This is a genomic window from Psychrobacillus sp. FSL H8-0487, assembly GCF_038008385.1.
Taxonomy (GTDB): domain Bacteria; phylum Bacillota; class Bacilli; order Bacillales_A; family Planococcaceae; genus Psychrobacillus; species Psychrobacillus psychrotolerans.
Genome location: NZ_JBBOZA010000001.1, coordinates 1,253,896 through 1,266,133, shown reverse-complemented (window position 1 = coordinate 1,266,133; position 12,238 = coordinate 1,253,896). Strand labels below are relative to the sequence as shown.

The following is a 12,238-nucleotide window of genomic DNA, read 5'->3' as shown; positions in this document are numbered from 1 at the left end:
ACATTCACTCCATATTGTCTAGAATATCCACAAGCTTACGTCGTAATTCTTGCAATTGCTCATCAATACTTACTACAATTCTTCCGTGATTTGTTTCTATATAACAATCAGTTTCATTCATATCTTCATCAACAAAAACCATAAATGGAACATCTACAGGAAAAATGGAGGAAAGCTCTTCTCTATTATTAGATACAAGTTCAAAGTAAGTGGGAGATACATATAGTTTAATCACTTTCATTTCTCTCGCTTCTTTTAACCCTCTTTTTACAATAGATAAAAATAGTTCTTCATTATCCTCTAGCTTCGTGGCAATAATTCTCTCTGCTGTTCGTAGAGCTAGTTCTAAAATGACCTGTTCTTGTTGTTGTAAATAATTCGCAGCATTCTCATGAGCAATTTTCATCGTATCATTAGCAAGTTTTAGCGAGCTTTGCATATCGGCTTGAGCTTTTGAACGTCCCTCTTCTAAGCCTTGTATAAAGGCTTCGTCATATGCCTGTTGCTGATAAGCAATCTTTTCTTCTTCCCATGCATTCAACTGGTTTTCAACATATTGTTTCGTCTCTTCAATATCTTGTGTTAATAAAGCTCGTTTTTCTACTATCTCTTGGTTTACCTGTTCCAACATTTTACTTCTCTCTTGTGTAAGAACATCAATCGTTAACGGCTCGTCTGTGTTCATCATTTCTTGAACATATAAATTCCTTATTTGAATGGGTTTGGTATTTTCCTTCGATTCACTCAAATATACATTTCGGAAAATTTTAGACAATGATGTCATCTCCTCCACCACGAGCAATTATTATTTCTCCTGCATCTTCAAGTCTTCTAATTACCGTTACTATTCTAGATTGCGCTTCCTCTACGTCACGTAAACGAACTGGACCCATAATTTCCATTTCTTCTTTAAATGTATCAGCCATCCGTACAGACATATTGCGGAAAATTACGTCTTTAACTTCTTCACTAGAAACCTTCATAGAAAGTAATAAATCTTCGTTTTCACAATCACGAATAACTCGTTGAATCGAGCGATTATCCAATGTAACAATATCTTCGAATACGAACATTCTTTTCTTAATCTCTTCTGCAAGTTCTGGATCTTGTATTTCTAAAGCATCTAAAATGGTTTTCTCCGTAGTTCTATCCACACCATTTAATACTTCTACGACAGCATCTATACCGCCTGTTTCCGTATAATCCTGTGTCACTGTTGAAGAAAGCTTGCGTTCAAGTACTGATTCTATTTCACTAATAACTTCAGGAGAAGTTGAGTCCATCGTTGCTATTCGTTTAGCTATATCTGCTTGCATTTCCTGTGGTAAAGAGGAAAGAATAATTCCTGCTTGCTGCGCCTCTAAATAGGAGAGAATTAAAGCTATCGTTTGTGGGTGTTCATTTTGGATAAAGTTAAACAGTTGGGCAGGCTCTGCACGTCTGGCAAAATCGAATGGTCTCACTTGTAGAGATGATGTGAGTCGATTGATAATTGCCTGAGCATGTTCCGTGCCTAATGCTTTTTCTAAAACTGTTTTTGCGTATCCAATACCCCCCTGTGAGATATAGTCCTGTGCTAATGCTATCGTGTGGAATTCTTCTATTATATCTTCTTTAATGTTAGGCTCTACTTTTTTTACACCTGAAATTTCAAGAGTTAAACGCTCAATTTCTTCTTCATTTAAATGTTTATAAATAGAAGCAGACACTTCAGGTCCGAGAGAAATTAATAAGAGCGCGGCTTTTTGTTTACCACTTAAATCTTTTTCTTTCTTGTTCACAGCCGTTCCCCCAATCAATTACGCCTCGGCGTACTTACATCAAGATTTTGAATCCGGCAAGCCGGGTAATATTGTTTCAGAATCTATGACATTCGCCGGAGGCTTTAACTTTATTTTTGGTATAAAGTCAATCCTCCGCTATCCAAGTACGTAATAACTTCGCAAATTCTTCTGGCTTATCTTTCGCCATTTTCTCTAATTGTTTTCGTCTAAGAGTCGATTCTGTTTCTTTTTCTGTGTTAATATCATCGACATTAAATTCCTCACGTTGTTCTTCTAGAATAATCATTTCTTCCTCATCGGTTTTTCTAGAGCGAAGTAAAGATACAACTAATAGAATTATTGCAACAAGTAGAATTCCACCTATTACATAAACCCACCAAGGAATAGCCGATTGTGTATTTGCTATCGCAGTAGCTTTCCCATTAAATGGTTGTACTGATACGACAATTTTTTCTTGTAGTAATTCCTCTGTCAATTCTCCTCCAGCTTCTTCATCTATAGAAGTGCGGATTATTGTTGCAAGAATTTGTTCTATATCCTGTTCTACACCGTCAGGCATAGTTGTTATATCTTCTGGATTAGGTGGTTCCACCATAACCTGAATGCCTATGTCTCTAATTTTATAAGGACTTTCAACTATCTCTTTTTTAATTCGATTTACATCACTATTAATCGTATCTTCTAGTCGTTCATAATCTCCATTTGATGTGGAGCCTTCTACATAGTTCGTGAAATTGTCAGTTGCATCTTCTGTTGCCGGAGTACCTCCTGCTACAGGATTTTCACCAGTAAAGGTTTCAGAAATACGCTGTGCACTAATTTCAATTCCAGCCATATTTTCTTCATCAACAGGTTCCACTAGATTCTCTTCTCGATTTTCCTGTTTAAAATCAATATCCGTAGTAATAGAGACAACTACTTTATCTTGTCCCATCAAAGTACCTAACATCGTTTGAACTTGACGTTGTAAATCACGCTCAATTGTTTTCTTGATTGACATTTGATCGGATACATTTGCACCGGCTGTATTTGCATTTGCTTGCTCTAAGTCAAAGTACTCTAAGTACTGATTTCTAATACTAATATCTTCTGCAGCTAAATTAGGAATGGACTTGGATACTAAGTTGTATAAGGACAAAATCTGTGAATCTGTAAATTTATACCCAGCCTCTGTATTCAAAATTATTGCCGCACTAGCAGTTTCATTGCTTTGTGAAAGAAATACACCTTCTTCCGGCAATGTAATCATTACTTGCGCTTCCTTTACTCCCTCGACACCTTTTATCAACTTACCGAGTTCTGTTTGCATAGAAGCTAGCTTTAGTACATTAAACTCATTATCAGTCATACCAAATCCAGCATTTTGAGAGAAGAAATTATAGTCAATCATACCTGATTGTGGATAACCCTCCGCAGCTAGTTGTACTAATAACGAATCCACTTGCTCTGCTGGTACTAGGATAGATGTCCCTCCTGGAGCAATTTCATTGGGAACTCCTTGTGCATCTAATGTTTCTTTAATACGTCCTATTTCAGATGGAGATACATCTGTATACAGCGGAACGAAGTTAACTTTATTCATCATTGTAGTAATAACTATCGCCAGAATAATAACAGCTAACAAACTGCCAATCATTGTTCCTTTTTGCATTTTAGTGCGACTTTTCCAAAAAATTGTTACGTCGCTTGTCATTTTCTTTATACGTTCATTCATTATTATCCTCCGGTTATGGTGAATATTTTTGCCAAATTTATCGCGTTAACCGAAAGAGGTTAAACTTGCATACGCATAATTTCTTGATATGCCTCTACAACTTTGTTTCTAATTTCTAAGGTAGTATTTAATGTAATACTTGCTTTTTGAGAGGCAATCATTACATCGTGTAATTCGATATCGCCACCGTTTATAAGCTTTTCAGTAGCTACGTCGGAAGCTTTTTGATTTTCATTTACAGATTGAATGGCTGATTTTAAAAAATCGCCGAAGTCACCTTGTGCTTCTGAAGGACTTAGTTTCGAAGTTGGCGAAACTGGATTTATTTGTGAAGGATTAAATAATGAAACGGATTCTATTGCCATTTAAACTATACCTTCTTTCTTATTTACCTATTTCCAAAGCTTTAGATAACATTGCTTTGTTTGCATTGAAAACTGTTACATTTGCTTCATAAGATCGTGTAGCCGATATTAAATCGACCATTTCTTTTAAGGGATCAACATTTGGCATTTCCACATATCCATTTTCATCAGCATCAATATGTGTTGGATCGTATACTAATTTAAAAGGAGTTTCTGTATCTTCTTTTACATTAGTAACTTTTACTCCATTTCCAACACTTCTATTGTCCGATGAACCCATGGCTACATTTAAAAAATTCGAAAAATTTCCATCGATTGGCTTCAATGTTACTGACTTTCTTCTATAAGCTTGCCATTCACCATTCACAAGTTTAGCTCGAGTAGTATCTACATTTGCCATATTAGAGGAAATTACATCCATTCTAAGCCTCTGTGCAGTTAACGCTGAAGCTGTTGTATTCATACCGTGGAATATAGACATAATTAGCTTCCTCCCCTAACAACAGTTTGGAGCGTATTTAACTTACCACTCATTCGATCTATTAATGCATTATAGTAGATTTGATTGGTTGCTAGATTTGCTTGTTCTTTATCCATGTCTACGCCATTACCATTATGGTTATAGCTGTAATTTGAATAATTGAACACACCTGCTGTACTTGCCTTAGTTTCAAAATCAATATGCTTTGCTTGCGTTCTATTTGCAGAGATAGTGGATTGCTTAGCACTAGATAAAAATTCATTAAAACTGACGCTTTTCGCCTTATAGTTTGGCGTGTCGACATTTGCTATATTTTGCGCAATTGTCTTTTGTTTCGTCGCAGAAAAGTCTAAGCCTTTTTCTAAACTTGAAATAGTACCACTAAATATACTCATTTTTTTCACCTCGTTATTTAAATATTTAGACAAAATTTTTAATAACTATCTTTGAATATCACAATAATCTAATTGTAATGATTATGTAACATTGTGTCTATTGATTTTTCATCTAATTAATAGGACTATTTTCCTTTTTATTTGATAAACATCGACATTATGTGTCAATTCTGGTCATAGTATAGGTTTCTATCATCAAAATAGTAAAAAACAACTATTTGTATTTGCGATTATCTCCCCATAAAAAAAACACCTTTCCTCATGACGAGGAAAGGTGTTTTAAAAATTATTTCATTTTAAGTTGAGCTAATTCTGCAAGAAACTTATCATTTAATACTTTGATATATGTTCCTTTCATCCCAAGTGATCTTGATTCAATAACTCCAGCACTTTCTAGTTTACGAAGTGCATTAACGATAACAGATCTTGTTATTCCAACACGATCAGCTATTTTAGATGCTACTAATAGACCTTCACTGCCATCTAACTCTTCAAATATATGTTCAATTGCTTCTAGTTCACTGTAAGATAATGAGTTGATAGCCATTTGTACAATTGCTTTACTACGAGCTTCTTCTTCAATTTCTTCTGATTTTTCGCGTAAGATTTCCATTCCAACTACTGTTGCACCGTATTCACCAAGGATCAAATCATCGTCTTCAAATTCTTGTTTCAGACGACCTAAGATTAATGTACCCAAACGCTCTCCACCACCGATGATTGGTACAATTGTTGTAAGACCATCTTTAAATAGTTCGCGGTTTTCTTCAGGGAATACCGAGTGCTCACTGTATACATCTAAATTCGATGATGTTTCATCCACATGAAAAAGGTTTTTTGTATATTTCTCAGGGAATTGACGCTCTTCCATCATTTTAATAATACGTTCGTTTTCAATTTGTTGATAAACTTCAAAACCTAATAATTTTCCTTTTCTAGATACGATGAAAGCATTACTTTCAATTACTTCGCTTAAAGTAGCAGCCATTTCCTTAAAGTTTACTGGCTTACCAGCAGAAGCTTGTAACATCGAGTTAATCTTTCTTGTTTTCGTTAATAAATTCATGAATTGAATCCTCCATTTAATTTTCCTATTTATTTTAATATTCTAAAGGTTTTTAATTGTTTTAGATACTAATACGATTTGATTTTACAATATAAATTGAGATAAATCTCTGTTTTTCACAATATTGTCAAGTTTGCCGTCAATATATGCAGGAGTAATCTGTATATGAGCAGGAGAAATGTCAGATGCTTCAAACGAAAGCTCTTCTAAAATCTTCTCTAAAATAGTGTGAAGACGTCTCGCTCCTATATTATCGGTCTCCTGATTGACTTCATACGCAATCTCACCAATTCTTTCAATAGCTTCTTCTGAAAACGTAATAGTTACTCCTTCGGTTTCCAACAGAGCTTCATATTGTTTAATAAGTGATTGGCGCGGTTCTTTTAAAATACGGACAAAATCATCTTTTGTCAATTTTTCTAATTCTACACGAATTGGGAAACGACCTTGTAATTCAGGGATTAAGTCAGACGGCTTAGCCATATGGAAAGCTCCTGCTGCTATAAACAAAATATAGTCCGTTTTAACTGCACCATATTTTGTGGTAACTGTAGATCCTTCTACTATTGGTAGAATATCCCGTTGAACACCTTCACGCGAAACATCCGCAGAAGATCCTCCACTATTTTTACTTGCTATTTTGTCCATTTCATCAATAAAAATGATCCCTGTTTGTTCTGTCTTTTCTATGGCTATTTGAGCAAGTTCATCTTTGTCTATTAGTTTGTTCGCTTCTTCTTGCATTAATACTTTTCGGGCATCTTTTACTTTCATTTTACGCTTTTTCTTTTTCTTCGGCATAAGATTAGATAAGGCATCCTGCATATTCATGCCCATACTCTCCATACCACCTGGTTGTAGAGCATCAAATAAAGACGGAGTTTGTTCAACAACCTCCACAGTAATAAATTCATCCTCCAATTTGCCATCTCTTAAATCTTCGGCAATTTGCGAACGTTTTAAACGTACATCTGTATCTTCTACATCTGTAGTATCTTCTTCCTTCCCTCCAAATAACGCTTCAAATGGATTGGAATTTGCGTTCTTTTTCTTCAAAGAAGGTACAAGTAACTTAACAATCGCGTCGTTCGCCAATCGAATAGCTTGGTCTTTCACTTCGTCCATCTTTTCTTCTCGAACAATTCGAATAGCTGCTTCCACTAAATCTCTTACCATAGATTCCACATCTCTACCGACGTAGCCTACTTCAGTAAATTTGGTCGCTTCTACTTTGATAAATGGAGCCTTCGTTAACTTAGCAATTCTTCTAGCGATTTCTGTTTTACCGACTCCGGTAGGTCCAATCATTAAAATATTCTTCGGAATCACTTCATTTTTCATCTCATCGTCTAATAATTGTCGACGATAACGATTTCGTAGTGCAACGGCTACTGCTTTCTTAGCAGCTTCCTGTCCAACAATGTATTTATTTAAATGCTCTGTAATTTGTTTTGGGGTTAAGTTAGCTTCTTTCATTCACCTAATACCTCCACAATAATTTGATGGTTTGTAAAAACACATATGTCTGCAGCAGTAGTTAGAGCCGCTTTAGCAATTTCTTCTGCTGTCATATTCTCTCCTGCAAACTGTTTTAATGCTCTCCCAGCAGCTAATGCATAATTCCCACCAGAACCGATAGCTAAAATACCATCATCTGGTTCGATTACCTCTCCAGTTCCAGAAACAAGTAACAAACTATTTTTATCCATCACTAGAAGCATTGCCTCTAATTGACGAAGCATTTTATCTCCTCGCCATTGTTTAGCAAGTTCGACTGCTGCTCTTTGTAGATTGCCGTTATATTCTAACAGCTTGCCTTCAAACATTTCAAAAAGTGTAAAAGCATCTGCTACGGAGCCAGCAAAACCTGCTACAACTTGACCGTTAAAAAGCCTTCTTACTTTTTTCGCAGTGTGTTTCATCACTACTTGGTTACCTAATGTCACTTGACCATCTCCGGCCATTGCTTGGCTACCATTGTGACTAACTGCAAATATCGTGGTTGCATGAATATTACCCATTTAAAATTACCTCCAATATTTACGCACGCGGATGCGCATTCATATAAGTTTTACGTAAATGCTCTTTTGTTACATGTGTATATATCTGTGTGGAAGATAAGCTGGAATGTCCTAATAGCTCTTGCACACTCCTAAGATCAGCACCATTATTTAATAAATGTGTAGCGAATGTATGTCTTAGCATATGTGGATAAATAGTTGAGTTCATCGAGGCTTTTTTCAACATTTGGTTCAAAATATATCTTACGCCATCTGTCGTTAAATGCTCTCCTCGACTATTGACGAATAAAAATGTATGGGAGGTTTTCTTCATCAGTTTTGGTCGACTATTTTGTAAATAGTCATCTATCGCTGCTAAAGCAAAATCACCGACCGGGACATATCGTTCTTTTCTTCCTTTACCCATCACTCGCATGACTCCATAGCTACTATCTATATGACGCAGTTCAATCGATGTAAGTTCACTCACTCGCATCCCCGTCGCGTATAATAGTTCTAAAATAGCAATATTTCGTACAGATAGAGAATCTGTTCCCTTATTTCCCTCAAACAATTGCACCATTTCTTCTTCATAAAAGAAATGAGGAAGTTTTTTTTCTCTTTTAGGATGAAACAAAGATTGAAACGCATCATCTCGAACATTATATTCTTTGTGTAGGAATTTATAATAAGAGCGAATGGAGGATATCTTTCTCGATATAGAGGTTCTCGCTAACTTTTCATCATATAACTTTGTTACATACAATCTTGCGTGAATATACTCAACTTCATTTAGATCCGTAACACCTTCATTGTTTAAAAAAGATAAAAACTGCTTTATATCTTTTTCATACTCCTGAACTGTATGAACGGAATAATTTTTTTCTAATTGTATGTATTGTATAAATGCATGAAGTTCTTCAAATCCAATAATGATTATCAACTCCAGTATAAACCATTGTAAAAGCCTCTAAAAGTATACAACTTTTAAGAGGCTTTTAGCAATTATAACGCAGTCTTTTTCATAAAATTTCGAATTGTCGTCAACGCTCGATTTGCCAATTGTTCTACTTTCACCTTTTTATCTCTAACTTTCGGCTGTAATTCAGGGAATAAACCAAAGTTGATATTCATAGGTTGGAAGTTTCTCGGGTTCGCTTCAGTAATATATCTCGCCATACTTCCTAGCGCTGTTTCAGGTGGAAATACGACTAATTCTTCCCCTTTTGCAAGCTTAGCTGCATTTATCCCGGCCAATAACCCGCTACCAGCTGACTCCACATAACCTTCTACACCCGTCATTTGACCAGCAAAGAAAATTTGGTTATTTGCTTTTAACTGATAAGTTGGTTCTAGGACATATGGCGAATTAATGAACGTATTACGATGCATAACTCCATAACGGACTATCTCTACGTTTTCAAGACCAGGTATTAACTTCAGTACTTCTTTTTGTGGTCCCCATTTCAAGTGTGTTTGGAAACCAACAATATTGTAAAGTGTTCCTGCACCGTCATCTTGTCGAAGCTGAACTACTGCATAAGGACGTTGACCAGTTTTAGGATCTTCTAAACCTACAGGCTTCATCGGACCAAATAATAATGTCTTTCTCCCACGTGCTGCCATCACTTCTACTGGCATACAGCCTTCAAAGAAAATTTCTTTTTCAAACTCCTTTAAAGGCACAACTTCCGCAGCTATTAGTGCATCATAAAAACGATTAAATTCGTCCTCCGTCATTGGACAATTGAGATATGCAGCTTCGCCTTTATCATATCTCGATTTTAGATACACTTTATCCATATCTATACTATCCTTTTCAACGATAGGAGCAGCTGCATCATAGAAATACAAGTAGTCTTGGCCAGTCATGTCTTTCACTTTTTCAGCAAGAGCTGGAGAAGTTAATGGACCGGTTGCTATTACGGTTATACCTTCTGGAATTTCTGTTACTTCCTCATTGACAATTTCGATTAGCGGATGATTGCGTATAGCATCTGTAACTCTACCCGAGAAATCATGTCTGTCTACAGCAAGAGCACCTCCTGCAGGTACACTACTGTTATCTGCAGATTGTATAATAATAGAGTCCAACATACGCATTTCTTCTTTAATAACGCCTACAGCATTAGTTAAGTTGTTAGCTCTAAGCGAATTGGAGCATACCAATTCAGCAAATTTGTCCGTATGATGCGCAGGAGTTTGTTTAACAGGGCGCATTTCGTAAAGACGTACTTTTATACCTCTTTTTGCAATTTGCCACGCTGCCTCACTTCCTGCTAATCCTGCACCAATAACGTTTACTATTTCAGTCATGTCGTATCCTTCTTTCTAACTTTGCGGATCTTCTTTATAATCACACGCAACACATTGTATTTGTATACCTTTTTTCAATTTCTTTTCCACTAACATTTCGTTACATTTCGGACATGGTCGACTTATTGGCTTGTCCCAAGAAACAAATTCACAAGTTGGATATTGGTTACAGCCATAAAACAAACGTTTTGTTTTACTTTTTCTTTCCACAATCTGGCCTTCCCCACATGCTTTACATGGGACCCCTATCTCTTTGATGATTGCTTTTGTATTACGACATTCTGGGAAGTTACTGCAAGCCATAAATTTACCATAACGCCCTAATTTATATACCATTGGTGAACCACAGTTTTCACAATCTTCTCCTGTTGGTTCATCTTTAATAACAATTTTCTCCATCTCAGCGTCAGCATACACGACACGCTTCTCAAAACCTTGATAGAAGCCATCAATAACTTCGACCCATTTTACTTGTCCCTCTTCTACACTATCTAAATCTCTTTCCATCTGGGCCGTGAACTCAATATCCAAAATTTCCGGGAAGAATTCAAATACTAGCTGATGGACGATTGTTCCAAGTTCAGTAGGAACAAAACGCTTCGTCTCTAATGCAACGTAACCACGTTTTTGAATCGTATCTAATGTTGGAGCATAAGTAGACGGTCTACCTATCCCTAATTCTTCTAATGTTTTTACAAGTCTTGCCTCTGAGTATCTTGGAGGAGGTTGAGTAAAATGTTGTTTCGGATCAATAGCCAATGCATTAACTTTATCTCCGATTTCTAAAACTGGTAATAGCTTGTCTTTATCGTCGGTTTGATCATCTGAACCTTCCACATACACTTTCATAAATCCTGGGAATTTAACTTGGGAGCCATTTGCTCTAAAGTAAACTTCCCCATTTTTAAGGTCAACAGCCACTGTATCTAGTATAGCAGATTCCATTTGGCTAGCTATAAAACGTTCCCATATTAGTTTGTATAATTTTAGTTGGTCACGCGATAGAATCGCTTTTAGTTCACTTGGTGTTCTAAGTACACTTGTTGGTCGAACAGCTTCGTGGGCATCTTGTGCTTTTTTCGATTGCTTTTCTACTTTTTTTGTAGAAATATATTCAGATCCAAATTCGTTTTTTATATATTCTTGAGCTTCTGCTTTTGCACTATCCGAGATTCTTGTAGAATCAGTACGCATATAAGTAATCAAGCCGACCGTTCCTTGTTTTTTCCCTAGGTCGATTCCCTCATACAGTTGCTGTGCTAACATCATTGTTTTTCTAGCTCGGAAGTTTAGTTTTCTTGCGGCTTCTTGTTGAAGGGATGAAGTAGTAAAAGAAAGGGCAGGATTACGTTTCCGTTCTTTTTTAACGACATTGGCAACTTCAAATTTTTTGCCCTTCATCGACTTCAGTACTTCTTTTACTTCTTCTTTATTTGAAAGTTTTCTCTTTTCTTTCTCACTTCCATAATAAAGTGCATCGAAGGCTTTCTTATTCTTGTCAAATTGTCCTTCAATCGTCCAGTACTCTTCCGGCGTGAAACTATTAATTTCATTTTCCCGGTCAATGATTAAACGAAGAGCTACAGATTGAACTCGGCCAGCTGAAAGGCCTTTTTTTACTTTTTTCCATAGGATAGGACTTATATTGTAACCTACAAGTCGATCCAAAATTCTTCTTGCTTGCTGAGAATCTACTAAATCCATATTTATTGGTCTAGGATGTTTAAACGATTCGAGGATTGCTTCTTTTGTAATTTCATTGAATACTACTCGACAATCTGATTCAATATCAACGTTTAATGAGTTAGCTAAGTGCCATGCAATTGCTTCCCCTTCTCTGTCGGGGTCAGCCGCGAGATAAATTTTCTTCGCTTTTTTGGCTGCTGTTTTTAATTCTTGTAGTACCGGGCCTTTACCCCTAATTGTAATATACTTTGGTTCGTAATTATTTTCTGTATTTACACCCATTTGACTTCTAGGAAGATCACGAACGTGACCAATCGATGCTTTGACTTTATATTTTTTCCCAAGATATTTTTCTATTGTTTTTGCCTTTGCTGGTGATTCTACAATTACTAAATAATCCGACATAAATTTCCCTCCTTATAGAAGGTAAC

Annotated in this window: 12 protein-coding genes; all 12 read right to left on the bottom strand. The window is 36.2% G+C overall.

Annotated elements, in window-relative coordinates; genetic code table 11:
- Positions 1-4: 4 nt before the first annotated feature.
- Positions 5-784 (bottom strand): flagellar assembly protein FliH, encoded by a 780-nt coding sequence (fliH, locus tag MHI47_RS06010; protein WP_340830031.1) that lies wholly within the window; start codon positions 782-784, stop codon positions 5-7.
- Positions 768-1,781, bottom strand: a complete 1,014-nt coding sequence (gene fliG, locus MHI47_RS06005) for a flagellar motor switch protein FliG (protein WP_093535156.1) — start codon at positions 1,779-1,781, stop codon at positions 768-770. The genes fliH and fliG overlap by 17 nt, the downstream gene beginning before the upstream one ends.
- A 127-nt stretch (positions 1,782-1,908) precedes the next feature.
- Positions 1,909-3,498: a flagellar basal-body MS-ring/collar protein FliF gene (fliF, locus tag MHI47_RS06000; RefSeq protein WP_340830029.1), complete on the bottom strand. Its 1,590-nt coding sequence runs from the start codon at positions 3,496-3,498 to the stop codon at positions 1,909-1,911.
- 59 nt (positions 3,499-3,557) lie between these two features.
- The gene (gene fliE, locus MHI47_RS05995; protein WP_093535160.1) at positions 3,558-3,863 is read right to left on the bottom strand and encodes a flagellar hook-basal body complex protein FliE; all 306 of its coding nucleotides are present in this window, start codon (positions 3,861-3,863) and stop codon (positions 3,558-3,560) included.
- A 19-nt stretch (positions 3,864-3,882) separates the two neighbouring features.
- Positions 3,883-4,344, bottom strand: a complete 462-nt coding sequence (gene flgC, locus MHI47_RS05990; RefSeq protein WP_340830025.1) for a flagellar basal body rod protein FlgC — start codon at positions 4,342-4,344, stop codon at positions 3,883-3,885.
- Between the two features lie 2 nt (positions 4,345-4,346).
- Positions 4,347-4,739 carry a flagellar basal body rod protein FlgB gene (gene flgB, locus MHI47_RS05985; protein ID WP_340830023.1) on the bottom strand — a complete coding sequence of 131 codons (393 nt, stop codon included), beginning with the start codon at positions 4,737-4,739 and terminating at the stop codon, positions 4,347-4,349.
- A 286-nt stretch (positions 4,740-5,025) separates the two neighbouring features.
- A complete protein-coding gene (codY, locus tag MHI47_RS05980; protein ID WP_093535166.1) occupies positions 5,026-5,805 on the bottom strand; it encodes a GTP-sensing pleiotropic transcriptional regulator CodY in 780 nt (259 codons plus the stop codon).
- 84 nt (positions 5,806-5,889) lie between these two features.
- Positions 5,890-7,281, bottom strand: coding sequence for an HslU--HslV peptidase ATPase subunit (gene hslU, locus MHI47_RS05975; RefSeq protein WP_340768730.1), 1,392 nt, complete (start codon positions 7,279-7,281; stop codon positions 5,890-5,892).
- The gene (gene hslV, locus MHI47_RS05970) at positions 7,278-7,826 is read right to left on the bottom strand and encodes an ATP-dependent protease subunit HslV (RefSeq protein WP_093535170.1); all 549 of its coding nucleotides are present in this window, start codon (positions 7,824-7,826) and stop codon (positions 7,278-7,280) included. Before hslV ends, hslU begins: the two co-directional genes overlap by 4 nt.
- 19 nt (positions 7,827-7,845) lie before the next feature.
- Positions 7,846-8,745, bottom strand: coding sequence for a tyrosine recombinase XerC (xerC, locus tag MHI47_RS05965; RefSeq protein WP_340832009.1), 900 nt, complete (start codon positions 8,743-8,745; stop codon positions 7,846-7,848).
- Positions 8,746-8,810: 65 nt separating this feature from the next.
- Entirely contained in the window at positions 8,811-10,121 is a 1,311-nt protein-coding gene (trmFO, locus tag MHI47_RS05960) for an FADH(2)-oxidizing methylenetetrahydrofolate--tRNA-(uracil(54)-C(5))-methyltransferase TrmFO (protein WP_340830021.1), read from the bottom strand.
- Between the two features lie 15 nt (positions 10,122-10,136).
- The gene (topA, locus tag MHI47_RS05955; RefSeq protein ID WP_340830020.1) at positions 10,137-12,212 is read right to left on the bottom strand and encodes a type I DNA topoisomerase; all 2,076 of its coding nucleotides are present in this window, start codon (positions 12,210-12,212) and stop codon (positions 10,137-10,139) included.
- Between the last annotated feature and the right edge of the window lie 26 nt (positions 12,213-12,238).